Origin of the sequence: Microbacterium sp. SL75 (genome assembly GCF_026625865.1) — a bacterium.
Classification (GTDB): Bacteria; Actinomycetota; Actinomycetes; order Actinomycetales; family Microbacteriaceae; genus Microbacterium.
On record NZ_CP113067.1, the window covers coordinates 128,444 to 154,662 of the forward strand.

General features: G+C 64.5%; 19 protein-coding genes, 1 tRNA gene and 1 pseudogene. 9 read left to right on the top strand and 12 right to left on the bottom strand.

Annotation, left to right across the window (positions count from 1 at the left end):
• Positions 1 to 154 precede the first annotated feature (154 nt).
• Positions 155 to 898: an ABC transporter ATP-binding protein gene (locus tag OVA17_RS00565; protein WP_267789331.1), complete on the top strand. Its 744-nt coding sequence runs from the start codon at positions 155 to 157 to the stop codon at positions 896 to 898.
• Positions 880 to 2,466 carry a hypothetical protein gene (locus tag OVA17_RS00570; protein ID WP_267787559.1) on the top strand — a complete coding sequence of 529 codons (1,587 nt, stop codon included), beginning with the start codon at positions 880 to 882 and terminating at the stop codon, positions 2,464 to 2,466. The genes OVA17_RS00565 and OVA17_RS00570 overlap by 19 nt, the downstream gene beginning before the upstream one ends.
• 33 nt (positions 2,467 to 2,499) lie before the next feature.
• Here OVA17_RS00570 and OVA17_RS00575 read toward each other — a convergent pair whose 3' ends face one another.
• Positions 2,500 to 2,877 carry a LysM peptidoglycan-binding domain-containing protein gene (locus OVA17_RS00575; RefSeq protein ID WP_267787560.1) on the bottom strand — a complete coding sequence of 126 codons (378 nt, stop codon included), beginning with the start codon at positions 2,875 to 2,877 and terminating at the stop codon, positions 2,500 to 2,502.
• 884 nt (positions 2,878 to 3,761) lie between these two features.
• Between OVA17_RS00575 and OVA17_RS00580 the strand changes: the two genes are divergently transcribed.
• Positions 3,762 to 4,778: a hypothetical protein gene (locus OVA17_RS00580; RefSeq protein WP_267787561.1), complete on the top strand. Its 1,017-nt coding sequence runs from the start codon at positions 3,762 to 3,764 to the stop codon at positions 4,776 to 4,778.
• A gap of 218 nt (positions 4,779 to 4,996) precedes the next feature.
• Entirely contained in the window at positions 4,997 to 5,989 is a 993-nt protein-coding gene (locus tag OVA17_RS00585; protein WP_267787562.1) for a hypothetical protein, read from the top strand.
• An 84-nt stretch (positions 5,990 to 6,073) separates the two neighbouring features.
• Here the strand turns inward: OVA17_RS00585 and OVA17_RS00590 are convergent, their stop codons facing one another.
• The 4 genes from OVA17_RS00590 to OVA17_RS00605 all read right to left on the bottom strand — a co-directional run bounded on the left by OVA17_RS00590 (position 6,074) and on the right by OVA17_RS00605 (position 15,742).
• A complete protein-coding gene (locus tag OVA17_RS00590; RefSeq protein WP_267787563.1) occupies positions 6,074 to 6,580 on the bottom strand; it encodes a DUF3846 domain-containing protein in 507 nt (168 codons plus the stop codon).
• 167 nt (positions 6,581 to 6,747) lie between these two features.
• A complete protein-coding gene (locus tag OVA17_RS00595) occupies positions 6,748 to 7,089 on the bottom strand; it encodes a hypothetical protein (protein ID WP_267787564.1) in 342 nt (113 codons plus the stop codon).
• 156 nt (positions 7,090 to 7,245) lie between these two features.
• Positions 7,246 to 8,370, bottom strand: a complete 1,125-nt coding sequence (locus OVA17_RS00600; protein WP_267787565.1) for a hypothetical protein — start codon at positions 8,368 to 8,370, stop codon at positions 7,246 to 7,248.
• A 10-nt stretch (positions 8,371 to 8,380) separates the two neighbouring features.
• Entirely contained in the window at positions 8,381 to 15,742 is a 7,362-nt protein-coding gene (locus tag OVA17_RS00605; protein WP_267787566.1) for a PA14 domain-containing protein, read from the bottom strand.
• Positions 15,743 to 16,125: 383 nt separating this feature from the next.
• Between OVA17_RS00605 and OVA17_RS00610 the strand changes: the two genes are divergently transcribed.
• Complete coding sequence (locus tag OVA17_RS00610) at positions 16,126 to 16,440, top strand: hypothetical protein (RefSeq protein ID WP_267787567.1); 315 nt, start codon at positions 16,126 to 16,128, stop codon at positions 16,438 to 16,440.
• 592 nt (positions 16,441 to 17,032) lie between these two features.
• A pseudogene (locus OVA17_RS16395) lies at positions 17,033 to 17,104 on the top strand (hypothetical protein); the annotation flags it as partial.
• A 15-nt stretch (positions 17,105 to 17,119) separates the two neighbouring features.
• Here the strand turns inward: OVA17_RS16395 and OVA17_RS00615 are convergent.
• The 5 genes from OVA17_RS00615 to galU form a co-directional block, all read right to left on the bottom strand.
• Positions 17,120 to 17,326, bottom strand: a complete 207-nt coding sequence (locus OVA17_RS00615; protein ID WP_267787568.1) for a hypothetical protein — start codon at positions 17,324 to 17,326, stop codon at positions 17,120 to 17,122.
• A 379-nt stretch (positions 17,327 to 17,705) separates the two neighbouring features.
• Positions 17,706 to 17,781: transfer RNA gene (locus OVA17_RS00620), tRNA-Ala, on the bottom strand.
• A gap of 160 nt (positions 17,782 to 17,941) precedes the next feature.
• On the bottom strand, positions 17,942 to 19,021 hold the full coding sequence (locus tag OVA17_RS00625) for a large exoprotein (protein WP_267787569.1): 1,080 nt from the start codon (positions 19,019 to 19,021) through the stop codon (positions 17,942 to 17,944).
• Between the two features lie 82 nt (positions 19,022 to 19,103).
• A complete protein-coding gene (locus OVA17_RS00630) occupies positions 19,104 to 19,727 on the bottom strand; it encodes a GNAT family N-acetyltransferase (protein WP_115920980.1) in 624 nt (207 codons plus the stop codon).
• Positions 19,728 to 19,741: 14 nt separating this feature from the next.
• Positions 19,742 to 20,635, bottom strand: a complete 894-nt coding sequence (gene galU, locus OVA17_RS00635; RefSeq protein ID WP_210073896.1) for a UTP--glucose-1-phosphate uridylyltransferase GalU — start codon at positions 20,633 to 20,635, stop codon at positions 19,742 to 19,744.
• Between the two features lie 62 nt (positions 20,636 to 20,697).
• On the opposite strand from galU, the gene OVA17_RS00640 reads away from it, so the two are divergent.
• Genes OVA17_RS00640 through mscL form a run of 3 tightly spaced genes read left to right on the top strand, consistent with a single transcriptional unit; the run spans position 20,698 to position 22,035 of the window.
• Positions 20,698 to 21,294, top strand: a complete 597-nt coding sequence (locus OVA17_RS00640) for a 5-formyltetrahydrofolate cyclo-ligase (protein ID WP_210073895.1) — start codon at positions 20,698 to 20,700, stop codon at positions 21,292 to 21,294.
• Positions 21,295 to 21,311: 17 nt separating this feature from the next.
• Positions 21,312 to 21,581 carry an FmdB family zinc ribbon protein gene (locus tag OVA17_RS00645; protein ID WP_210073893.1) on the top strand — a complete coding sequence of 90 codons (270 nt, stop codon included), beginning with the start codon at positions 21,312 to 21,314 and terminating at the stop codon, positions 21,579 to 21,581.
• A gap of 34 nt (positions 21,582 to 21,615) precedes the next feature.
• Complete coding sequence (gene mscL / locus OVA17_RS00650) at positions 21,616 to 22,035, top strand: large conductance mechanosensitive channel protein MscL (protein WP_210073891.1); 420 nt, start codon at positions 21,616 to 21,618, stop codon at positions 22,033 to 22,035.
• Between the two features lie 82 nt (positions 22,036 to 22,117).
• On the opposite strand, the gene OVA17_RS00655 is transcribed toward mscL, so the two are convergent.
• On the bottom strand, positions 22,118 to 22,354 hold the full coding sequence (locus OVA17_RS00655; RefSeq protein WP_267787570.1) for a hypothetical protein: 237 nt from the start codon (positions 22,352 to 22,354) through the stop codon (positions 22,118 to 22,120).
• Positions 22,355 to 22,361: 7 nt separating this feature from the next.
• Entirely contained in the window at positions 22,362 to 26,066 is a 3,705-nt protein-coding gene (locus tag OVA17_RS00660) for an AAA family ATPase (protein WP_267787571.1), read from the bottom strand.
• Positions 26,067 to 26,219 lie beyond the last annotated feature (153 nt).

Here is a 26,219-nt window from a genome sequence, read left to right on the forward strand (position 1 = left end):
GTACGGAGAACGAAAAGTTCCGCGGCGGGGCTGGGATCGCCCCGCCGCCCGCCGATAGGTTCGGGACGTGACCGACATTCCCCGCGACGTTCCTCCGCCGTCCGCTCTGCCCGAGGCGGTCGCCCCGCCCACCTCGAGCGACTCGCTTCCGGCGATGCAGCTGGCGGGCCTGGCGAAGCACTTCGGGCAGAAGGTCGCGGTGGCCGGTCTCGACCTCACCGTCCCCACCGGGTCGTTCTACGGCCTGGTCGGTCCCAACGGCGCGGGCAAGACCACGACGCTGTCGATGGCGACCGGACTTCTGAGACCGGATGCCGGCACCGCCCGCATCCACGGAGTGGACGTCTGGACCCACCCGGTCGAGGCGAAGAGACTCATCGGCAACCTCGCCGACGGCGTGCGCCTCTTCGACCGGCTCACCGGCGAACAGCTCGTCACCTACACCGGCATGATGTTCGGCCTCACGCGTGACGAGGTCGGCGCCCGCACGGCCGACCTGCTGCAGATCATGGACCTCACCGAGGCCGCAGGCACCCCCGTCGTCGACTACTCCGCGGGCATGACCAAGAAGGTCGCCCTCGCCTGCGCCCTCGTGCACGCCCCGCGACTGCTCGTTCTCGACGAGCCCTTCGAATCGGTCGACCCCGTCTCTGCCGCCAACATCGAGGACATCCTCCGCGGCTACACCGCCTCGGGCGGCACGGTCATCGTCTCGAGCCACTCGATGGACCTCGTGCAGCGCATGTGCGACCACGTCGCCGTCATCGCGCAGGGCCGATTGCTGGCATCCGGGACCGTCGACGAGGTCCGCGGCGCACAGACCCTGCAGGACCGCTTCGTCGAGCTGGTCGGCGGACGCCACCACGCGGAGGGGCCGCAGTGGTTGCGACAGTCCTGAGGATCCGGTTCCGCGTCCTGGGCAACACCCTGATGCGGAGCCCGATGCAGATGGTCGGCTTCATCTTCGGGGTGATCGGCGCGCTGTGGATGCTGCTGCTCGCGGGCGTCGGGCTCTTCTTCGTCGGCACGCTCGACCTCGACATCGCGCGGTCCGTGATCACCGTCGCGGGGGCGCTGCTGACCCTCGGGTGGGTCGTGGGCCCGATCTTCGCCGCGGGGCTCGATACGACCCTCGACCCCGCCAAGCTCGCGCCCTTCCCGATGACGACGCGGCAGATGATGGTCGCGATCACCGTCGGAGGGCTCACGGGGGTGCCGGGCATCACGACCGCGGTCGGTTCGCTCGCCGTGTTCCTCGTGTGGGCGCGGTACCCGGTCGCGGCTGTCGCCGCGCTCGTGTGCGTGCCGCTCGGCGTCGTGATCTGCGTCGTCGCCTCGCGCGCGGTGGCCGCCCTCGCCGCCGGCATCGGCGGCGGCCGCCGCACCCGCGAGATCATCGGCCTCGTCGGCTTCGTCCTCGTCATCTTCGCGAGCCCGATCTTCATCGGCATCACCGGCGCTCTGGTCTCGGCGAGCGAGCAGGGGGTTGAGATGCAGGCCCTCGTCACGGGTCTGTCGTGGACGCCGATCGCCGCCGCGTGGGCCGTGCCCGGAGACCTCGCCGCGGGCGCCTGGATCACGGGTGTGCTGAAGCTCGTGATCGCCGTCGTCACCCTCGCGGTGCTTTGGTGGCTCTGGCAGCGGAGCCTGTCGGCATCCGTCGTCGGTCCTCCCGCCCGCGCGGCCACCCGTCGCCGTTCCGGGTCGCTCGGCTGGTTCGGCGTCATGCCGTCGAACCCCGTCGGCGCCACCTGGGCGCGCTCGCTCACCTCGTGGACGCGCGACTTCCGCTACCTGCGGCAGCTGCTGCTGATCCCCTTCGCTCCCGTCCTCGTGCTGGTCTACTCGCGCGGCGACCTCGACGGGCCGTTCTTCGCCGCCTCGGGCCTGCTGGTGGGCTTCTTCGCCGGCATCCTGGCGTATACCGATGTTTCGTACGACGGCACCGCCTTCGCCACGGTGCTGCAGACCGGCATCCGGGGGCGTGCCGATCGCCTCGGCCGCATGCTGGGCTCGGCGACCGTGAGCGTGCCGCTCGTGCTGCTCGCCGACGTGGTGACACTGGCGATCGCCGACAAATGGCAGCTCCTTCCCGCCGTCGTCGGCGGCTCGATGGGACTCACGCTCGTGGGGCTCGGCGTGAGCGCCGTCAGTTCGGCGCTGCTCGTCGTACCCACACCCGCGCCGGGCGACTCGCCCTTCAAGCGGGTGCCCGGTTCGACGTTCACGATGTTCCTGGCGTTCTTCCTCTGCTGGGCCCTGGTCGCCGTGCTGGCGCAGCCCGCTGTCGTACCTGCCGTGATGGCGATCTTCTTCGGGGTGACGGACGCCGGCTGGGTCTCCCTCGCGATCGGACTCGTCTGGGGCGTCATCGTCTTCGCGGGCGGCGTACTCATGGGCGGCGCGCGCTTCGACGCGAGCACGCCGAGGCTGCTCGCGCAGCTGCGGACGTTCAAGGGCGCCTGAGACCGGATGCCACGTGCCGGTCCCGGCGTCGGCTCAGTCGTCGTAGGGGTAGTCGAAGACGAAACCCGGGACCGCCGCAGGATCGAGCACCAACACCTGGCCGGGTTGAATGGCGGTGCTGCCCGGGATGCCGTTGAGCGTGGTGAGGGACATACCGTTCCAGATGCAGAACCGGTCGCCGATCGCGGCGGGGGTGTCACCGGGGGCCACGGTGTACGTAGCGATGAGTCCATCTTCCGTTAACGTGGGGGTTCCCGCCGCGAACTCACGGACGCCCGTGTCGACGAGCTTTCCCGACAGACTCGCGGTGGGGGCCTGTCCGTCCTGACTGCCCATGTGGATGTAAGCGGATTCCGCGCAGTCGCCGAACCCTCCACCGGGGATGTACGTACCGTTGGGTCGCGGCGTCATCTATCATCCTCGCCCTCCGGAGAAGCTCAGCCTGCTCATCGCGGAACCGCCCAGCAGCGACCATTGCCCTGTATCGCTCGGCCCACTCCGCGGAACTCATCGTGAAAACCGGGTCTGCCACTGCGAGTGCACTGCCAGACTGCGGTTCGTCATCGATCTGAGCCTCGAGCACTTCCTGGAGTTCGACCGGGTCGACGGTCCCGGCTGCTGTCGGAGTTGCCCGACAAGTCACGCGACTCCATGCCTGCCTCATTGCGGGTAGTGCGGTCTCAACCCACCATCGCTGCACGTGCGGTGCTGCGAGCTGTGCTCCAACGACGATCAGGGTGAGAACGAGGGCCGTGATCTGCTCGATCAGCTCCTCCTCTTCTCGCGTAAGCGGACGAGTCGATGAGCCTTCGTAACGGGCTGAGTATGAATCGTCGGGCTCGTCGTCAACGAGCCGCCACGCTGCGTGCCCTTGCAGCTTGTTGTCCTCGTCGAACAGGTGCCCTGTGACGGCACCGTCGTGCTCGTGTGAGGCTCCGAGGTGTTGGCCCTCGGGGATGATCGGTTCATAGCGTGGCATGCGCCGATCGTATCCGCGTGAGGTCCATCCAGGTTCGAGCGGGTTTGCCTCACCGCGAACGACGGTCCCGCTGCGGGATGTCGCCTGAGCAATGTCGGAGGTTGGTGCTCCAATAGGTCCAAGACGCTCGGACATTCAGACATTCGAGAGACCGGGACGGGTGCTACATAAGGTTGGGAGGATCCAGATGACATCCACGGACCCCATCGTCGCATCTGGCGACAATGAGAACACACCGCAGGCAAACAGTCACCTTCGCGCTTCTACGGCACTCGGAACCGATGTGCCGTCGATACTCGCTGCGTACACGGCATCGATGCCGAAGTTCGACTTTTCGGCACTCTTGCCAGTGTCGAACATTGCTTCCTCGACGTTGAAGATTGATACGACCGCAATCGCTGCGATCGCGAGCACACGAAGCATCTCGTCCAGGCTCGGCACGCTCATAGCTTTGTCAGGCTCTGCGGTTTCGATTCCGAAATCGAACTACGCGTCGCTCATACCGGAGACCGGCATCGCCGCAATCACGCGCGCCCAGGGGGCGCTGGTCGCGGGACTTCCTGTTTACTCCAAGATGCTTGGCGGGTTCCGCACGGACTTGTTCACCGGGGTTCGACCGCAGATTGACTTGACAGCAACGCTGCAGCCCCTCCTGGAACTGTTTCGGTCGTTCGACTGGGACTCGATTACGAAGCCCCTGCGCGTTCCGGACAACTGGCCTGATGATGTTCACGACCGCCTTCCCGAGCTGCTTGAAGTGGTGAACCGTGACGGTATCCCGGCTGCCTGGGTTCCTCGAGTCGACGTGCTGACGCTTCTGCTCAACGCGACGGACGGCGACGAACGGTCTGAGGTGCTCGTTGAGCACCGCGATGAGATCCTCGAGGACTGTTCGAACTGGCTCGATGATCTCTGCGATCCGGTCCTGAATTCGGTCCTTCCGATCGCGCGCGAGGTGCTCGATGCATGTCACGATGGCTACTGGAAGGTCGGGGCAATCTCCGCGGTACAAGTGGTGCACAGCGTCGTAGAGTCTCTCCACTGGGTCAGCGATCGGCAACGAGTCGCCAAGCATCACGTCTTGACGATGGACACGCCCTATTCGCGGATGCTCGAGCAGGCAGCCCGAGCGCCGCTCGTTCTGTTTTACGACGACTGGAACCCTCTGTCAGGAAAACCGCGCCCCGCCCATCTGACCCGTCATGTGGTCTCTCACCGTCTTGGCGAAGACCAAGTCAACGATCGGAACTGCATCGTGGCGGTGATGCTTATGGCTTCACTTCTTGTCACCGTGTACCAGCTCGACCTCGGCCAAAAGGAGCTCGCCGCATGAGTGGGATTCAATCTAGCCAAGACCTCTGGGACCAGCTCGATCGTGGTTCGACCGGCCTGCTTCGTGTATTCGAGACGATGCAGTCGAAGTACTCACCCGATGGCCGGACCGCGGCAGTAGATCCGCCGCTTTCGCTAACGGCCGGCACGCCCAACAGTCGACCACGACACGGGATGCTCGCAGTACCTCGCGGGCACGTCTTGAGGCACTCTTAGAACGTGGTGCTCAACATCGACTCAAGTCGAGCGCTCCGCACACATGACCAGTTGGCGCACCTGGCGGATGCAGTCCTCTCGGCCGACTCGAGCGACGAAAGTCGATCAATCGAGTGGAAGTCGCAGTACGCAAATCTGTTGGCACCGGAAGCCGGCTTTGCAATTGGACGTGCCGTACTTGGCATGGCCAACCGTCCTATCGCGGCCGCCCAGTCCCACTTTGAAGGCGTGGGGTACGTTCTTGTTGGCGTCGAACCTGGACACCTCCACGGGCAAATCGTGCCTGACAGCGCGACCGTTGCAAACTCAATCGGCAGATACGCCGGTAATAGTTGGCCGCTTTGGGACACGCGCACGGTTGGCCTCCGTGGTCAGCAGATACTCGTCGTGACCGTTGAGCCTCCCCGCCCCGGCGATCGCATTGCGCTCCTACAGAAGAGTTTCCAGCCTGCGCGCGGCCCGGAAGTGACAGAGGGCACCATTTTCGTCCGCCAGTCTGGCTTCACTGACCGCGCAAAGAGGCATGACATCGAGCAGCTGCAGGAGCGCCTCCTCGCGGGTGCGGCTACGCAGGCCGAAGCTACCCGTGGATTAGATCGAGACCGCCAGCTGAGAAGTCTCGTCGCCGAGATGGTTCATGCGATACACCACTGGGCGTCGGTGATGGAGACACTCGTCATCATGACTGCGCGCGAGACATGGGGACAGCAGTCGCTCATGGATTGGACCACCACCGCACCGGCATCAACCTCGGGCGATGCGATGCAGCTCGCGAAGCTCAACATGTCGAAGATACGACTTGAAACAAAAGACTCCCAACTGCTCGAGCTCGTTACGCGCGCGGAGCAAGCAATCGAAGCCATGTCGCTTGGGGATGCCCTGAGGTCCGGCCCAAGCGCACCGGAAGCCAGGGAAATTGCATACGGCCACATCCGAAACGTCAAAGAGGCATTCGACAATATTGCGTCGGCAGCGAGGACCGTTTTTGCCGATTAGGTACGGATGACTGCCGCGTGGACCAAGCGGACACAGGTCGACAAGAAAGGGGCGGCGATCATCCATCTGACCACCGCCCCATCGTCAAGGCTTACGCGCGCCGCCGCCATATCCGATGCACGCGATCTGCACCTCCAGCGCCGACGACATCTCCATCAGTAGCGTCGCCCAGATGACCGTCTCGAGATAATCGTCGCGGTCGATCGGCTCCTCGTGCCACCGACCTCCACCTCGCTCTCGGCTCCGAACTCGATAGACGCCGGGTTCGAGCAGTTGTCGCCGAATTTCGATGGTCAGGTCGGCACTCTCCTCCTCATTGTGGGCGAGTCCAACAAGCACGATGTCCCCCAAGAGCCGCGCTTCCCCTCGTACACCCGGGATGTAAAACCACCAAAGGAACGTTGCGCGCCGGTTGTAAGACAACTGGCGATTAGATCCCTCTAGGTTTAGATGCATCCTGACGCCGACGTGTGGAATGTGGACTGCCTCGGCCCACTCGTCGACAGCTCGGTCGAAGTCCTCCGGCTTCTCGAACGTCGCGGCCCTAAGCGGAGCTTTATCGTCAGCCGGGATGATGATGCCTTGCACCATGGTGGTGTTCCTCCTTTGTACGTGCGACCGGGAACCGGGGTGGTTTTCGTGGAATCGCAGAGCACAAACGAGTAGCGTTCATCGCTCGGAACGGGGGTGAGGGGGCGGCCGGCGAACAGCGTCCTGGAATGGACGTGCTCAAGCCGGCCGCCGGGTCAGAGGAACCGTCAGCTCGTGGCGGCCTTCGCACGCGTGGTCTTCTGCGCCGGTGTGGCGTCGAAGATGGCGGCGATGGCATCGCGTTTGCCTGCTGCCTCGCGTTCGATCTCTTCGCGGGCGCTCTGGGCGAGCTGTTGCAGGGCTGGGTCGGCCTTGGCGCGCTCGATCCAGGCGTCGATGGCGAGCCGTACCTCGTCGGTGACGTTGCGGTCGCGCAACTGGGCGATGATGTCCAGCTGGGTGCGGGTGGACTCGTTGAGTTTGACCGCGAGGGGTTTGATCGGGCCGTAGCCGAGTCCGTTGGCGGACGCAGCCGAGGCGGGCGGGGTGTTGACGTTGGACTCGCTCATGTGGGCGGGTCACCTCCTTGACGGGTGCGGCCGAGAACTCAGGACGAGTTCTCTACGAGACCGCAGACCGGCAACGAGGGCTCGGGCAGTCGCTCCTTGAGCTAACAATGAACGTAAATGGCAAGCAACCGTCCGATCGCACCGCAGATTAGATGTCTAGACAGTCGCGCCGGTCGTCTCGGTACCACGAGCCCCGCCGACATGAAACGACGCAAGCAACTCGCCCGCCGTCGGACCGTCGATTCCCGGGAACGCCACCGATATGCCCGACGGTATCCGCCATGGGTCACGCAAGAAGGAACCAAGAAACAGCTCTGCTTCGATCCGCGCCAGTGTCAAATTAGCGCTCATAAGTACGCCCACGATCTGTCGGCAGGCGCTCCCATCGGTCGCATAGCCAACGAATGCCGCCATACTTCGGCGAGACCATGGGCCGACTCGAGCGCGCGCTCTCTGAGTTGCTTCTGAGAACGCCCCTGGGCTCGGAATATGACGGTCGGCGGGCAAAATTCGCTGCGACCAAGCGGACCAATTCTCTTCATTGGACCCAGATCGTATGTCTACCGCCGACGTCTGCGCTGACTTTGAACCAACAGAGTCCACCAATTTAGCTAGCTCAAGCCAGCGGTCGTCCGCGTATCGAGTAGAGATTCCCGGCGACTGGAACGACTGAAAGTAGGCAGTTTCACCCGCAGCGACAACCTCACAGCGGAGCGCGAGGGAAGCGTCCAAAGAATCACTCGCCTCCGCGCGGTTCCAGCGTGGGTCGTCTAGCGCCCTGAGTTTGTATCGGAACGCACGCTGAAACGCCTGTCGGTCGGGTCGACCCAACTTGTTCAGCCGGTCGCTTATCGTCGCGAAGTAGAAGGGGGTTGGCGAGGCGTCTGTCACAGCTAAAACGCGCCAGAACTGTTCGTCTCCCATAACATCGACCGCGCGCCTGTCGGTGCGCCCTTCCATTCGAAGGGATGCTGACAGTGAGCGAGCCCGCTCAGGGGCATCGGTCGCGTTGGCTAGGACGATCTGGTCAGAGACGACGGTCGGGCCAAGGGAAGGGGGTTCGTTGATAACAAAGGTGTCCAGGAGCTCAGCCCCGCTGGCCGCAGCGATGTCCTGAGCCTCGGGCAGCGACTGCGCGAACAACACATACTCACGCAGGCGCCCTTTATCCCGCTTTTGTAACCGCGCCGCGTGTCCAGCAAGACGGCCGTCCGCGCGAAACCCGTGATTGGCGATTACGGCAGCCGGAACCGGAGCAGACTGTTCGGGGAAATCACGCATGGCTGTCACCCTACTTGCACCCCCCGTACGGGCAGTGGCCGTGCTCGATCGCGTAGTCAACGATCAGGCCGTATTCGATGACCCGAGCATTGTAGTAACCGGTTGTCTCCGCCACCCTCCGCCAGGAGCAGGGGCCCGACTCCGGCCGATCGTCCCGACCACATTTGCCGATTTGGCTTTGCGGCCTGTTCTCTAGCGGATTGCCACTTGAGATTCCATACTTCCACGTTTCGCCACTTCCGTTTTTGTAAATTTCGTACACGATGTACTTCTCGGAAGAGCGATAGGTCGTGAACTGGGGCTTTGGTATTGTCTGCGGAATTGGTTTTGTTTGCGGTTTTGGGGTGGCATTTGGCTTGGGGAACTGCGGCATCGCAAAGCGTGTCCAGGGAATTGCAGGTGGATTACGGAGGAGGTACTGGTAGGCGATCATGAGGACGATTGCCGCGATCACGTACAGCACGACCAACAGCACGTGAGCAAAGTTGCCTGACAGGTCGTGTTGATTAATGGGATCAGCTGGCCAGGAGTAGGCGTTGTCGGATCCTCCTTCCACCGGGTCGACGCTGAGGAACCTGCCCAGGGCGGGCACGTACAGTCGTGAACCCATCTCGAGCACGGCTGTTGTTCCGACTGTATGAGCATCTCTGCTCGCTGATTGATGCCATCCTGTCGTACCCAAGCTCGTTGCTCGGTCATCGGCGGACGACGTTCCGATGGCGAGGGTGGATGCGTCGAGCGGCTGACCGAAGGGGTCGTATGCCTGCAGTCCAGTCGTCTTCTTGCCGTCGGAGCTCGTCACGGCATGGTCGCCGATGCCCGGGTATGTCCATTCCTCCCCAGCGGACGAGAGAGCCACGGTGACGCCGCCGGGAAGAGACGCCCGGAACTGTCGTGCAGAACCATCAGCGTCAGTTGCCCACACTCCCCCGGTACCGGCTGCGAACCTGTACGTCGTTGTGGTTGGCGGAGGACTTCCTGCCGGGTCGAGCACCCGCTTGATCACGCGGTCCGTCGCATCACGTGTCAGCGTCATGACGGTGCCGTCGTTCCACGCCGTCTTCACATGCCTATTCGCGGCATCGAAGGTGAAAGTCATGTCCGCGAGACGAACGACGTTGCCTCGAGCGTCGTACGCTATTTCGCTGCTCGATAATCCGTCAGCAACTGTATTGGCCCCCGCGACCGGGTTTGTGACGTTAGTGGAGGTTAGACGATCGGACCAGTCGTAGCAGTACTTCGTGTCGGTGGTTTTTGCAGCAGCTCCGGGAGCGGTGTAGACGTCCGTAAGCGACGTTCTGTTTCCGGAAGCTCCTGCGGAAGGGTTAATGCCGCACCCGCCCGATGCGGCATACCCATAGGTCAAGTTGTGACCGGGAATTTGCGCCGATGTGAGACGCCCCGCCGAATCGTACCCGTAGGTGTAGTCGTGTTGAAGGGTGCCTTGCTTGACGAAGCTCTTTAGAATCTTTCCGCTTTGCGATCGGACGACTTTCGTGGTGATGGTCTCCGATTGTGGGAAGGTCCACTCCGTCCCATCGAGCCGCGCAGCGAGGTCGCGAGAGAGGACCTTGAATGTCGCCCCTCCGGCGTAGACAACGGATTTTAGGCTGCCGTCGTAAGCGTATGTCGCATTAGCAAGCTCACGGCCATTGCGGAAAACAGACTTCACCTGGCCGCCACCGCCACGTTCGTATGCGTAACGTGTGATGTCGGCGGCTGAGCTCTCCTGCACGTCGATCTGCCGGCTGAAGGTCGATGTGCCCATGACCTGCGTAATTGTGTAGCGACCGGGCTGCTGGTAGGTATGCGTGGCAACGGTGCCTGTCGACCGGGGCGACCCATCACCCCAGTCCCACTCTGAAGCTGGCATCCATGGTTGATTACGCACCGACACGGTCCGGCCGTCCCCCGCAACATCGTTCTGGTAGCTCCTTGTGGACCAGTCTCCCGGCTCGTAATTGCGCGTGGCAGGAAGCGTTTGCCGGAAGGACACCTTCGCGTTCCTGCCTTCGGAATCCGACACTGACGCGGTGATCACGTAGTCGGCCTTCGATGCATATTTGTGGGACACGACGGTCCCCTGCGATGTTGAACCGTCGCCCCAGTCCCAATCGAAGCTTCGCTCGGACAGTCCACCTGAGCCTCCAACCTGCGCTTCCTTAGCGAGGTATGAACCCTGAAGTTGCTCCTCCCAGTACACCTCACTGATGGAGTATTTTGGCTGCGTCTTTGGCACCTCGGTCAATTCCTCAGTAGTGCTCGTCGCCGACGCGAGAAGTCGTCCAGTCAGCGGCTCGTATTCCGAGACGGTGGTAGTACCGAGCGCATCGCGGTATCGAGTCACTTGCCCGAGGAAGTTGGAATCTGTCGTCAATCTTGTGACGTCTGCGGTTCCTGTGCCTGGGTCGTCCTCTACAACGATTCGTGCTCCGCCGTCGCTTACGAAGTAGGTGGTGGATACGGTGCGTTGCGGGCCTGTGGCGCCGTTGAAGGTCTGCTTTACCACGCGCCCTCTCGCGTCGTAGGTAGTGCACGACCAGGCAGCATCGCCGCTCTTGCGGGAGCCGATCGGTCGCCCCATGATGTCGTAAACGTATTCGGTGCGCACCGCGGCCGCTGAGGATCCGGCTGGCCCGACCGTTGCTTTTTGGAATCCGTATTGCCGCACGCCGCCTGCCCCACATACTGCTGGCGCTGTTTCAAGGTCCCCCCAGTACTCGTGCGTCGTGGCGGCTGTGGTGGGCGCCTGGCCTGAGTTGGCTCCCGGCAGAATCTTCTTCGTGCGGCGCAGCCATCCACCGCCTGACGGCTGCTCGTATTGAACCGACGTTCGCATTGCCTGTCCCCCGGGGTCGACCACCGTCGAAGTCGCTTGCCCAAGCCAGGGGTGAGCGAACTGCGAGTCGACGCTCATGTTGCCAACCTGATTTGCGGTTGTACCGGACGATCCACCCGGTGCCGAGTCATCTGTCGTGATGCGCGTGGCGTTGCCATAATCCGGACGCAATTGCGTTCCGGGTACAACGCTGGCAGTCGTGCTCCCCGGTGGATACCAGCGGAGCTGGAGAGAGGCGGCGCCTGTGTTCTCGTAGTATTCGACCTTTATCCTCTTTGTCTCACCGGCCGTCACAGTGATCGCTTCCCCAGCGTTAGTGAAGGACGCCTGGCCCTGCCACTTGTCGATGTTCAGTGCATCGTTGATCCAGACCCGTACACCATCGTCCGCAACCGTTTCCAGCTTGTAGATACCTGATTGAGGGAACGTGATAAGTCCGGTGAGCCTGATTGAGAACCTGTCCGCGCTGACTCCCGCTGCGGGAGAGCTGGCTCCCCAGGATGAATTGATGGCTCCTCCGGAACTCCCGTTCAGTCCCATGCTGAATGTAACGGGGGATCCCCCTAGATAAGCCGTGTTCGCTTTCTCGGTGTAATACGCCGCGTGCAGCCCGAACGCGCCGTCGTCGTAGGACGTTTTTGTGTGCGCTGGCGTGATACCGCAACCGAGAGTACCAAGGGGGTTGGAGACGGGCCTGTTGTCCGATTGGAAGCACAACGTTGGGGCGGGACCCCACACATCGGTGAGACGGTCGGTCGCCGGGTCATAACCGCTGGTTTCACGAAGGTCACGGGTCGTCTTCGCAAGTACCAGATCCTTCGTGGGGTCCCACGTCTGGGTGGTTTCAACGCCCTCGTCGGTGCGCGTCTGTCGCCAGAATGAGTCGTATGTGACACTCTTCTGACTGCCCAGCGAATATACGGTTGTTCGCGAAATCTCCGTGTCATAAGAATAAAGTTTGGATTGGCTTTGCGCTTTTCCATCCGCAGGCGGGAGGCTTACCGCCACGACCTTCTTGTTTGAGTAAGAGATAGTGACCTGAGGGGGCGCGAAGTTAGCTGGCTCGGCTCGACTAGCGAAGAAATCAGATGTGACCGAGTCCTGAATCTTCGTCAGCATCCTGTCTTGGTAGCCAAACCAGGTTCTTTCGCCGCCTGGGTCGTCGATCATCCACAGCGATTCATTCGGCCCGTAATAGAGACGCGTCTCGGACGAGTCGGGATAACCGATCTTGCATAGCATGCCTTCCGGTGCGAGCCAGTAGCTCGGCTCAAGAGAGGGGCAGTTGCTCGACGCGGGCGTGGATCCGTTGTTCGCGTAGGTGAATGTGATTTTTCGCTCGTAGGAGGTTCCGTTTTTGGATACGGGGTCGGCAAGCTCGACTATGCGCCCGTTTGAGTCGTAGACGCTGATCGGCGCGGCGGGTTTGAGGGCGTCGGACGGGGGTGTTGAAGAAAGGACTCGCCCCTCTACATTGAACTGATACACGACACCGTCTGGGCCGCTGTATACCACCCTCCCCGCGGAATCGAGACTGACTGTTCCGTATTCACCGGCAGGAGGCGAGTAGCCTCCTGCACCCTTTGCGAACGTTTTGACAGCGCCAGTCGCATCCGTCAGGACGATCGACGACTCCGAGACTGCTGCGCGCGACCAAGCGCTCGCTGTTCCCAGCATGGGTGTGGAGGCGCCCCAGCCCTCTGGGAGGATTGTCGGCTTTTGCGTGAGCCAGTTTGACGGTACCGGTACCGGGGCAATCCCATCGTCTGGATCGTCGGCCCATAGTTCTACGGCTGCGCCGCCCGTTGCTTCGAAGTATTCGAGCGAGATCGGCATCTGCGCCGTACCGAAATTGAAGTCTCCGCTCCATTCGAGCCCGCAGCCGCAGGGAGCCCATTTGTCCATGACGGATTGACCATCGATTCGTAGTCGCACGCCATCGTCGTGGCGGAGACCGAAGCGCCACTTGCCCGAGCCCTGCGGTAGGCGGATGTAGCCCGTCCAACGCACCATGAAGTGGTCACTATTCTGAATCGCTGGCCCAGGTGATCCTCCTGCCCAGTCGAATGACACGTTCGAGTCTGTTCGAGACATGAGCGGCTGCTTACCATCGAACGTGTACTCCCCGGCCGAGGCTGGCGTGGTACCGCCCAGGGTGCGTCCATCGAAATACTGCCCAGTCAGACCGTAATTGCTCGACCGGACCGCCTGTGAGTTGTAGACGAACGACATCCCCATCGGCCCGCCCAGCGTCTGGACGGTCGGTGACTCGAAGGAGACGTTCGCGTTCCCATTTGCAAGGTTGACCATAACCGGGCCCACTTTGTCAAACGGTGAAGGACCGGACGACCCGAGCCGGCGGTCTACCTTAAATCGCTTCGTCCAGGTCGGCCATCGGTTCTGAGAGAGCCCGTCGTGGGGCTGAACGATCCAGCTGTATACGCCGCCGTCCTGCAGAGTTCCCTCGGGCACCGTCCATCGAACCTTGCCATCTGCGCCCGCGGGAACTAAGCCCGAGCTGAAGAAAGACCCCGTCCTTCCATCCGCTCCAGTCGCCAGCTTGAATTCGTATCGCACCTGGCCGTTTGCGGGAACTGCGTCTGCATCCTGTACTGCATCGACTTGCAGGGTCGGAGTGAGCGTCGTCACCATTTGTGGCTGGCCCGCACTATTCCCGGGCGACCCGCTCGACTCGGGGGGCGTGGGCGGCACCTTCTGTGTGGTGAAGGACCATGCACCACTCCATCGGTCGGTGTTCTGCCCGAGGTGTCCGTTGTGTCCGTCGACCGTGCGGACCTGCCAGTAGTAACGGGTGTCGGGTCGGAGGACGTCGTCGGGCACGGTGAGAGCCGATGCTCCCGTCCAGCCTGATTCCCAGATGGGGCCGCTCATGTCCGGGTTCGAGGAGATCTTGTACCAGTAGCTAAGACCTGAGTACGGGGAGTGGTTTGACGCCCCCAGCTGCAGGGTGGGCGTCAGACTTGTACCACCCGCGCCGTCGGCAGGGGAAGTTTGCCAGGCTGAAGGGAATGGCCAATAACGGACGAACATCTGAGACGTGATCCGTTTGTGACTGTATGTCGAGCCTTCATCGCCTGTGATGATGAAAGAAATGCCAGTGTCACCCATCGCAAAACGATCAACCAGCTTTTGGGAGACTCCCAACCCAGACGTCCACGTCGAGTCGCTGCCCACACTATAGTTGGCGACAAGCCCGTATCCCGTACAGGAGTAGCACTCGCCATTCGCGTGATAGATCGCCCCACCGAATGAGCGAGTCGACCCGTACCCGTCATATGCAATCCCGATTTGCGCTTCGTGAATAAAATTCCCTGGGATCGAATCGTATGGGTAGCGAATGAAAGAGCGCCAATAAATGTTTTGGGGCTGCTGCGTGTTACCGACGTGCGACTGATTGTAGTAGACGGTTCCGTCCGATTTGAACGACTTCACGTAGGCGGGGCCACGCTGAACGGAGGGGTCAACGTAGATTGGATAAACGCGTTCTGAGGAGTTCAGCCAGGACTGATCGAGATTGATTACGTAGGACCAGTCTCCCCCACCTGCGTGGACCAGTTCCACGACCGGATTTGTAACGGCGTCGCTCTTCTCCTCTGCAACCCCGGCCGAGTCCCACGCCACAGGCGCCGGAATGTGCAGCTTGATGTCGCCTTGGTCGTCCACCATGTTCACAAGACCGTCGGCCTCGAGACGAGGTATCAAGCCCTCCGCACCAAGGTTCCAGACGAAGCGTGTTCGGCTGGCACTGGCATCGCGGAGAATCAAGGTTTCCTTGACGGAGCCCGTCGAGAGCACGTATTCGAGGTCCGCTCCAGAAGTGACCTCACGATAGATAAGACGGTTGCGGATCCCTGAATCGCTGTCGGTCACCACAGGCTCGCCGCCGTCGATCCCAGTCAAACCGAATGCCAAGGACCCTTCGGCAACTTTTACCTTGAGGGATTCCTTATCGTCGGCATCCGAGCTAAAAGTTGGCGCGAGTGGGTGTTTCTCAACCGTCCAGCCGTCAGCCTGCGCTTTCAGCTCCGTTGACGCTTCCTCCCAGGACGAGCCGACGCGAACGTTCATTGGTTCCGTGGACGTCTTGTCGACACGGGTGCCGTCGTCGTCCTGGAAAGTCGTTGAGTACTCCGAACGTTCGACGGCATCCATTCCCTTCACTTCCTCGGCCAATGATTCCGAGTTGGAAGGCGCGGTCGGCGCTGCGGTAGGCGTAACCGACTGAATCGGGCCAGTCGCAGGCTGAAGGGCACTGTAATCGCCGACGGGCATAGCAACCGCGGGCTCAGGGGAGGTGATGTCCGCTAAACCAAGTTTGAGTACTTCCTCAGCGGACAATGCTCCCTGATCTACGCTTCGGGCATCCCACCCTGCAGGCGCCAGCAACTTCTCGAAGTTGATTTCCCATTTTCCGGCGAGAGTTGAGGCGACCGAAGAATGCACCGGAGTGATAGCAGTTATCAGGACCACGACGAAGCTGATAGTCATCAACAGAATGCGGTTGCGCAGCATGATTCCCCCGGTGACGCGCGATGGCTGTCCCACCGCTCACGTTCAGCGAAAACATAACAGCATGAAAGATCGCTCTCAGGACCACCGCAGAGCCGCTCTCCTGGGCTACACGCGCTCCGCTCAAGCTCCAGCACTTGAGGAGCGAGATTTGCACTGCACCGCGCCCACTCGTTGCGCATTTTGGCCATCGCGAGGTGCCCCGACGTCTGCTCGATCCCGGAGCGTTCACTTGGTGTTCACTCGATGCTTCGCAGGGCTCGGTTTCACGCCGCGCAAGCGAAGCCCGGTCTACCGAGCGACATGAGAGGGGTTGCACGAAGGGGCAGCACTGGCAGGGCTGAACGCCCCATCCCAGACTGGTCGCGCGAGCCTTTCACTCAACAATGCCCAGCTCGCTGCTCTGCGCTCTGCGCCGGGTCACGGGGGGCACGGATGTGAACGCCGCTCCATCCCCGGACTCCAGGACGTCGGCTGTTGCCATTGCCAACCGCGGGCTGATCGAGTTGGAACGCAGGCGAGGACGCTGGAGCGCTACGGTCACTGCGAAGGGACGCGCGTACCTCGAACAAGGTCACCATCCGGACGATGTGCCGACGGGAGAATTGAGCGAACCATCGACGCAACTGCTTGGCAGGAAAAACAGCAACGCCCGCGACGTCGACATCCCCTCGGTCGACGACACACCGGCCCAAAAATGAGACACCCTCCGTGGCGGTGGCTCTTCCTTCCCAGATCAGGAAGCCGCACGCTGCGATTCGCGAGTTGATCGACTATCCGGCTCGAATCGATATGCCCGTCGAGGTTCGTCGCCGAGCCCAGCTCATCCTGCACGCGCTCGCCCGAGAGGCGCTACAACGGAGGTGGACAGTGACTCCGGTGCTGTCGAGGATGAGTCGGGGTCGCTGGACCACTCGACGCACACGGACGTGGCCGAATGAGAACCTCCTCGTCATTGACGTAGGCGCCGTGCCGGCGCCGGTACGCCTGCACATGAGCAGCGGCAGGTCGATCACGTTCCCACAAAAGACGAGATAGACCGCGAAGAACGCTACGGCTAGAAGTAATACCGGGCGCACGATCTCGTGCCAACCGACAGGATCGTACTACCTCGGCATCGACACTTTCCAGGGAAAAAGCTACCCGGGACGGCACATACCCCTGGTCGATCAAGCCACCTGGCAGAAATGCCAGCAGGCATTCGCGTCACGGTCGACCGGCGAGAAGGCTCGCATCCATAACCACTATCTGAAGAGCTCCGTTTTCTGCGGCCAGTGCAAGAGCAAATTCATCATCCACTACGCCAAGAACTCCGCAGGAGTGATCTACCCGTACTTCGTTTGCATCGGTCGCCACCAGAAGCGCACGGACTGCACGATGTCAGCCATCAACATCCACGACGTCGAACGGCAGATCGAGAACCTCTACAAGCTCGTCGCCCTCACTCCCGAAGGTGCGGCGATGACCAAATCCCGACTCAAAGCAACCATGGAAGCCGGTGCCGCAGAAGCCAAGCGCGCACAGCAGATGCTCCTCACTCAGCAGACAAGCCTGATGGAACGCAGCAAGAAGCTGCTCGACGGCCACCTCGACGGCACTATCCCTGCTCAGCTCCACCGCGAGGAACAGCAGCGCGTGAACCAGGAGATGACCGTCGTAGGCGAACGCCTCAGCGCCCTCAAAACCGAGTTCGAAGTGCTGGAGCAGAACCTCGACGATGCGATCACCCTCGCAGAGAACTGCTACGAGGCATACCGCCGCGCCCCGGATGCGCTCCGCCGCACCTACAACCAGGCGTTCTTCAAGCGAATTTTGATTACCCGCGACGAGAGCGTCGAAGGGGTACTTGCCGAGCCGTTCGCCTGCATCGTCACGGCGATGAAAACCACATACGGCGCCCCTCCCGAAGGAGAGGCGCCGTATGAAGGTGGCTCTTACAAGGTCATTTGTTCTAAAGAGACCGATTTGGTGGACCTGAGGGGATTCGAACCCCTGACCTCCTCGATGCGAACGAGGCGCGCTACCAACTGCGCCACAGGCCCGGAAACCTCGACAACACTATCACGTCGCACGCGCCCACCTTGACGCGGGGTGGGCACCTGGCATCCGTCGTATACCGCGAGACGTATGCCGACGGATTGCCGCCAGAGCCGGAGAAGACGAGCCCCAGGCACGGGGCCCACAGGGGTCACAGCGAAGCGGTTACTCCCCCGACGCGCGACGCGCCAGAAGCCGCTGCACGTGATCCTGGATCTCGGAGTCGTCCACGTACCCCATCGCGGCATACGGCGACGGAGCGGGGGCGACAGCGGCCGGACGAGCCGTCTCGATGGGGGTGGGAGCCTGCTCGGCGGCGAGCTCGCGAGCGGCCTCTTCGCGAGCGGCGGCACGCAGCGCCTCGCGAGCGAGCTGCTCGTCGACGACGGCTGCTGCGCGAGAGCCGGCCGATGCCACCAGGGGGCGCGGCAGCTCGCGCGGAGTCCAGGTCGGACGCGGCTCGGGCACGAGGGCGACGTCCTGCACCTCGACGGCGACGGTGCGCTTCACCGCGGTCGCGACCAGCGCCGGCGAAGCCGTGCGTGCCGCGACCACCGAGATACGGCGGAGAACGATGAGGGATGCCAGAACCACAGCAACCCCGGCGATGAGAAGCGCGGGTGCTCCCCCGGCGATGACCGGCCCGAGACCGACCAGGGCAGCAGCGAGACCGACCAGGCCCACCGTGGTGACGCCGAGACGGAAACGACGACGGGCACGCGCGCGACGTGCCTCGGGTCGGGCCACGGCTGCGGCACGCTCCGCGTGTGCGCGCTCGACGGCGGCGGCACGCTCGGCGCGGGTCTTCTCCAGTGCGGCGGCACGTTCGGCCCGAGCGACCTCGACGGCGGCGGCGCGTTCCGCACGAGCAAGATCGACCGCGGCGGCGCGCTGTTCCTTCACGACGTCGCGATCGCGGGCGCTCTCGACGCGAGCGACCTCGAGCCGTGCCTTCGCCGCGGCCAATTCGATCTGTGCCTTCTGGGCCTGGATCTGGCGCGCGAGCTTCTGCTGCTGGTGAGCGGTACGTGCCGTCAGCTCGAGCCGTACCTCGCGCGGCGTCTCGGCCGTCTCGGCGAGCACGCGGAGGGCCTGGTTGAGGCGCACGGCGTTGCGTTCGGCGGAGGTGAAGCGATGACGGCTCTGCCACGACGGAAGCAGGTACACGAGCCAGAGCGCGACCGCGACGAAGAAGATCACGCCGCCGCTGAGAACCTGCCCACCCATGCCATAAAGGTAGGTCACCGAGAGATCACACCTCGGCATCCCCCGGCGTGTCGTGGCGAGACTCTCACCGATGGAGCGAGAAAGGGCGTAGCCGGGTCGCTCAGAGCCGGTCGGCCGGCGGAACGCGGGCCGCGTCGGGCGGCACCTGTCCCCGCACGAACCGGTCGAGTACCCCGTACGGAACCTCTTCGCGCACCAGGGCGAAGGCGTAGTGATCACGCCAATCGCCGTCGATGTGGATGTACTTGCGCCGCAGGCCCTCGTACCGGAAGCCGAGCTTCTCGACGACGCGCAGACTGGCGTGGTTCTCGGGGCGGATGCAGATCTCGACGCGATGCAGGTTCAGCTCGGTGAAACACACGTCGGTCGCCATCGCCACGCCGATCGTGGTGATGTTGCGACCGGCGAACTCCTCTGCCACCCAGTACCCGATCGTCGCCGAGGCGAGCGACCCGCGCGAGACACCCCACACGTTCAGCTGCCCGGCGACGTCGTCGTCCCACGCCATCACGAAGGGGACGCCGACGCCGTCACGGTACTGCTGCAGAAGACGACGGATGCCGAGGCGCATGTCGAACGACACAGGGCCGTCGGGACTGGTGGCCTCCCACCGCTTCAGCCACGAGCGGTTGTCGATCAGCTGCTGCTGAAGGACTCGCGCGTCGCGGTTGCGGATGAGACGGATCGACACGTCGCCGTGCCGCCGAGGGACGGACAGATCCATGGCATCCTGCCGGGTCAGAGACCCTGCGCGAACTCCTTGAACCAGGGGCGGAGGGCGGGGCCGAGGTCGTCGCGGTCGGCCGCGAGCTGCACGATCGCCTTGATGTAATCGACGCGGTCGCCCGTGTCGTAACGGCGGCCGCGGAACACGACGCCGTAAACGCCGCCGCCGTCGCCACCACCCGTCGCGAGCTCTTCGAGGGCATCGGTCAGCTGGATCTCGCCACCCTTGCCGGGCTCGGTGCGCTCGAGGATGTCGAACACGTCGGGACCGAGCACGTAGCGACCGATGATCGCGAGGTTCGAGGGGGCGTCTTCGGCCTTGGGCTTCTCGACGAGCTGGGTGACCTTGACGACGTCTTCTTCGTCGGTCGCCTCGACAGCGGCCACACCGTAGAGGTGGATGTGCGCGGGGTCGACCTCCATGAGCGCGATGACGGTGGCACCGCCGCGCTTGTCGTACTCCTCCATCATCTTGGTGAGCAGCGGGTCGCGCTCGTCGATGAGGTCATCGCCGAGAAGGACGGCGAAGGGGTGATCGCCCACGTGGCTGCGGGCGCGCAGCACCGCGTGACCGAGGCCCTTGGGCTCACCCTGACGGACCATGTGGATGTCGGCGAGGTCGGACGAGTGCTCGACCTTGGCGAGCTTGTCGTCGTCGCCCTTCTCGCGCAGCTTCGCTTCGAGCTCGGGCATGGAGTCGAAGTGGTTCGCGATGTTGTTCTTGTTGCGGCCGATGATGATCAGCACGTCTTGGATACCGGCACCGGTCGCCTCTTCGACGACGTACTGGATGGCCGGCTTGTCGACGACGGGCAGCATCTCTTTGGGCATCGCCTTCGTGGCGGGCAGGAAGCGCGTACCGAGTCCGGCGGCCGGGATGACGGCCTTGAAGGGCTTGTGAGGCATGGGCATACCCTAGCGGGGTCCCGCGCCACCGGCGGCAACGCGCCCGCCCCTAGACTTATCGCATGCCGGATCGTATCGAGCAGGCCAAGCGCGCACTCCGCGCCGATCTGCGCGAACGCCGCCAGACCATCTCCGCGCATGCCCGCGAGGTGGCCGAGGCCGGCGTCACAGAGCAACTCGACGCCCTCGTCGCGCGTCTCGGAGCCCGCAGCATCTCGTGTTTCCTGTCGACACCCACCGAACCCGGCACCCACGCCTTCGTGCGCGCGGCCGTGGATCGCGGCATCCGGGTGCTTCTTCCGATCACCCGCGAGGACGGCCTGCTCGACTGGAGCGTCGCCACGGCCGACACCGAGATCACCGAGGGGCTGTTCGGTGTTCCCGAGCCGGTCGGCGACGTGCTGGGGCCCATCGCGGTCAACGACGTCGACCTGCTGATCATCCCCGCGGCCGCCGTCGATCATCACGGCATGCGCCTCGGATGGGGCCGCGGCTACTTCGACAAGACCCTCGGCTCGATGGAGAAGTGCCCGCCCGTCTACGCGGTCATCTTCGACACCGAGCTCATCGACGACGTGCCGCGCGACGTGCACGACCAGCCCGTCACGGGCGTGGTCACCCCCACGCGCACCCTGCCGCTCGCCGCCCACACCTCCTGAACACCCGAAGGACGCTCATGCCCACCTATTCCTATGCCTGCAAGCAGTGCGGCCATCGTTTCGACGCCCAGCAGTCGTTTTCGGATGCCGCTCTCACCGAGTGCCCCGAATGCGGCGGCGAGGTGCGCAAGCAGTACGGGTCGATCGGTGTGACCTTCAACGGGTCGGGCTTCTACCGCACCGACTCGCGCAGCTCGTCCTCGGGCGCAAGCGGTGGCGGCTCGTCCACTTCTTCGACATCATCGAAGTCGGAATCGACGTCGTCCGCCTCGCCCTCGGCTTCTTGAGCCCGAGTCGGCGCGGCCTGAGAGGAACCAGCGCATGATCAAGGGATTCAAGGAGTTCATTCTCCGCGGGAATGTCATCGACCTCGCCGTCGCGGTGGTCATCGGAGCCGCGTTCACCGCGGTCGTGAATGCCATCGTCGCCGCGGTGATCACGCCGCTGATCTCGGTGTTCTACAAGCCCGCCGAGAACGGCGAGATCGGGCCCACGATCACCGGCATCTACGGCCAGGAAGTGGTCTTCCCCCTGCCCACCCTGTTGTCGGCGATCATCAGCTTCTTCGCCGTCGCGCTCGTGGTGTACCTCGTGTTCGTCTACCCCATGAACCGGTGGAAGGCCATCGCCGCCGCCCGCGCGGGAGTGAACGAGCCCGCCTCGGACGAGCCCAAGCTGCCGACCGAGCAGGAACTGCTCGTGCAGATCCGCGACCTGCTGGAGCGACAGAACAAGCTCTGAGCCGACCGACGGATCACGCGAAACGGCGCCCGCGCCGGGACCACGTCCCGGACCGGGCGCCGTTTCGCGTACGCCCTGCGGGTCAGTAGTGCGGGGGGACATCGCGCATCATGCGCTCGTCGTTGGGCCCGGATGCCGTGGGCCGAGCGCCCGTGCCACGCGCCGGGTCGTCCGCGGGTGCGGGCTCCGCGGTCGTGCCCGGGGCGGCGAGCAAACGCGCGCGCCGCGCACCGCGCACGCGAACGACCGGCTGCCGCTCCGTACGTGGATCGGGAGCGCCCGCGGCGTCCGGCCCGGTGCTCTCGGGCGTCTCGCTCATCGGCTTCTCAGTCGGGGAGGTCGAGCGACTCGGTGGTCGCGTCGGGAGCGGCCGCGTCGTCGGGCGCGATGCCGAGCAGCTCCCCGATCCGCGAGGCCACGCCCGCAGGGTCGCTGTAGAGATCGAAAGCGTGCACCCGCACGTAGTGCCACCCGAGACGACGGAGGATCTGCGGGCGGAGGCGAAGGGTCTCGCGGAGCGATTCGCCGATGGTCTCGGGGTCGCTCTCGGCGACGACGGCCTTGCCCTGGTATCGGGCGACGATGGGGAGCAGACCGCGGTAGTCGACGTCGACCTCGACGCCGAGGCGTCGAAGCTCGCGCGCCAGGGCGCGGGTCAGCGGGTCGGCGAGGTCTTCGAGCCGCATCTCGCGGCTCCGCGACGCCACGTTGCCGAGGATTCCCATCAGGGTGGCGGCACCGTGCTCGAGACGACCGTCGTCGAACGCCGAGGGACGAATGGACGACACGATCACCATCGAGCGCCGCGCGCGCGTCATACCGACGGTGAGCAGCCGCTCGCCGTCGGGCGTCGACAGGTCGCCGAAGTCGCTCAGGACACGACCGTGGCGCGTGAGACCGAAGCCGAGCGAGAACACCACGCGGTCCCGGCTCTCGGCCACCGACTCTTCGAGGGTCAGGACGGCGAAGGGCTCCGCGGCATCCCGCGAGATGAACTCCGCGACATCGGACCGGCCGGCCAGTGCCGTCACGACCGAGGCGCGCACGCGCTCGGCATGCTTGCGGCTCGCGGTGACGACCATGAGCGACTCGGAGGCGCGGTTGACGGCGTGCTCGACCACGAGGGTGACCACGCGGGCGACCTCGGCATCGGGGCTCTCGACGGCGCCGCTGACGGGGTCGGGGGCGCCGACGCCGCCCTCGACGTAGTCGACGCTGAGGCTGCCGCGACCGAGGTACGACCCTGCCCACGGGAGCGAGACGATCTCGCCGCCGTAGAAGGCATCGTTGACCAGCTGCGAGAGGTCCTCGCCGCCCGCGCGGTAGCTGCGCGTGAGGGTCTCGACGGGCAGGAGCTCCGCGATGCGCTCGAAGACCGAGGTGCCGTCGAAGGGCACTTCGTCGGCCTCGTCGGGCGCGCCGATGATCGAGGCACTGACCCGGAAGGGGGTGGGCTTCTGCACCACGGGGTCGCCGAACAGCACGACCTGGCGAGCGCGGCGCAGCGCCGGGGCCGCCTCCGCGAGGCACAGGGCCGCGGCATCCGCGATGATCACGACGTCGAACGCCAGGTCGGTCGGAACGTCGGGGACCTCGTACGGCGACGCGAGCCACACCGGCGCGAGCGTGCGCAGCAGGGTGGGCGCGGCATCCGACATCTCCTGCGCCGTGTGCAGGCCGTCTTTCAGGACGCGTTTGAGGGCGGCCGCTTCGTCGGCGTGGTCGACGATGCCGATACGCCACTGCGTCGCGAGCTGCGCGGCAAGGAGGGGGCCCGCGGCGGCGGCGTGCGCCTCGTCAACGAGCCGGAAGTCGCGCTCGAGACGGTCGACGACGCTCGTGTTGGCACCGAGCAGGGCACGATCGGTGCGAAGCAGGTGCTCGAGGGCCGACTGCCACCAGGCGAACTCGAGCTCGGCGCCGACGCGGTCTTCGGGGACGTGGCGCACCGAGAGCTCGACGAGCAGCTGCTCGAGGCCCAGACGGGCGAGCTCGGAGCGCAGCTGGGCGCGCTCGACGAGGTTGTCGAAGAAGGTGGATTCTGCCGCAAGGCCCGCGAGCGTGCGCACCAGACGCTGCACCGGGAGGGTGGCCAGGCGTTCCGAGCCCTGGCGGCCGAGGATCCGGTCGAGTTCTCCGAGCAGGGCATCGGTGCGTTGCCACGCGACGTTCACATCGGCGAGTCCGAGAGGCACCTCGGGGGTCACGCCGGCGTCGACCACGCGCTGCCACTCGGTGCGCTGCTGCTGGATGCGCACGAGCGCCTCGTACATGTCGGGCACGTGGACGCCCGGGCGCACGTACTCCTTCGACAGACGCTTGAGCCGGCGACGGTTCGGACCGCTCATCGCGGACGCGTCGCGGCGCGGCGAGTGCGCGTCGATCAGCTCGCCGAGGGGGCGCTCGAAGACACTCGGGCTGAAACGGTCGAGGGACTCGCGGATGCCCTGCAGCAGCTTCAGATACGACCCGAGCTCCGACACCGTCTGGAACGGTCGCATGCGCGTCTGCGCGATGAGCTCGTAGCCGCGCTCGAGCAGGCGCGGCACATCACTGGTGTGGAGCTTGCCGGCGAGGTCGTGCGCCGCGCGGGCGTCTTCGGTGCGCGAGAAGCTGACGCCGTACCAGGGCGAATCGTCGGGGCCGAAGCGGAACTCGCCGAGGCGTGCCGCCATCGCGAGGGCCCGGGCCGCGGCATCCCGTCGCCCGGCCAGACGCTCGAGGGTCGCCAGATCGAAACGGGCCTCGGTCGAGGGAGCCGGAGAGGTGGATGCCAACGACGTGAGCGCGCGGAGGATGTCGAGCGCCGAGACGCCCAGGGCCAGATGCGGCTCGGTCACAGCGGAGCGATAGTCGCGCAGGACCGTACGCAGGCGCACGAGCGCGTCGTCGATCTCGGCGACCTTGGGCTGCTCGGCCTTCTCATTGCGGCCGATCGCGCGAATGAGGTCGCGGCGGACGTGGTTCGGCGAGACGGCCAGCCCGGTGAGACCGACCCCGGCGAGACGGTGACGGATGCCATCGAGCGTCGACCGACGAGCACTCACGACCAGCACGCGCTTGTTGTCGTGGACGAGCTGACCGATCGCGTTGATGACCGTCTGCGTGCCACCGGTTCCCGGGAGCGTGTGCACGGCGAGCGAGTGACCGGCGGCGATGCGCGCGAGGACCCGCTCTTGCTCGGCATCCGCATCGAGCAGGAGGGTGTCGGCGGCGGGGGTGCGCTCGTCGGGGCTCACCACCTGCGGGTCGTCGCGGCGGACCGTGATGCGCGCGCGATCGTCGGGGTGGCCGGCGAGCGCGTTCAGCAGCGTGTGATCGAGGTCGTGGGTGTCGCGGGCCATGCCCGAGCCGACGTCGGCGAAGGACGAGATCACCAACCGCGGGTGCACGACGAAGGTCGGCACGTGCGAGGTGAGGCGACGGATGTGGTCGATGACCGGCTGCGGCTTGAACACGCCCTGGTCGTACGCCAGTCCCGCGAGAGCGGCGGAGTCGATCTGGATGCCGAGATGGGTGCGGAACGCCCGGGCGAGCTCGGGATTCATCACGAACGCGCCGTGCAGCTTCAGCTCGAAGTCGCCGTGGTGACGGCGGATCGCCAGCGGGCGGAGGAGCACGGGGGCAGACCACTCCACTCCCCCGATCTTCCACGCCGAAAGACCCACGGCGAGGTGCACGGGCTCGAGGCCACGGGCGGTGCGGAGCTCGACGTTCTTGGCCGTGATGCGCTCGGCGGCCATGCGCGCGGTGCGCAGAGCCACCTCGTCTCGGAAGAGATTGGAGAGCATGGTCGCTCGGCCCGTGATGAACTGCGGGAGGGAACCGGGGTGGGCCTTGGTGATGTCGATGCCCGCGTCGCGCGCATCGTCGAAACGCAACAGGGTCGAGCGCCCGCCCAGGGCCGCCGCCTCGGCGCGGATGCGATCGCGTTCGGGGTCGGCCACGTGGCGAACCACGATGCCGGGTTCCGACAATCGCAGCTCGCCGGGATCGACGGACGACACCGTCTCGTCTCCGTCAGTGCCCATCACGGCACCGTCCTCAGCTCGCCACACACCTGTCAGACTAAGCCGGGCAGTGCGGGATCGTGCGCAGCGGGCCCGAGTTTCGCGGGAATCAGCGACACGCCGCGTCATCGGCTCTTCCTCCCCAGGGCGAGACTTCGCGGCATCCTCCCCCTT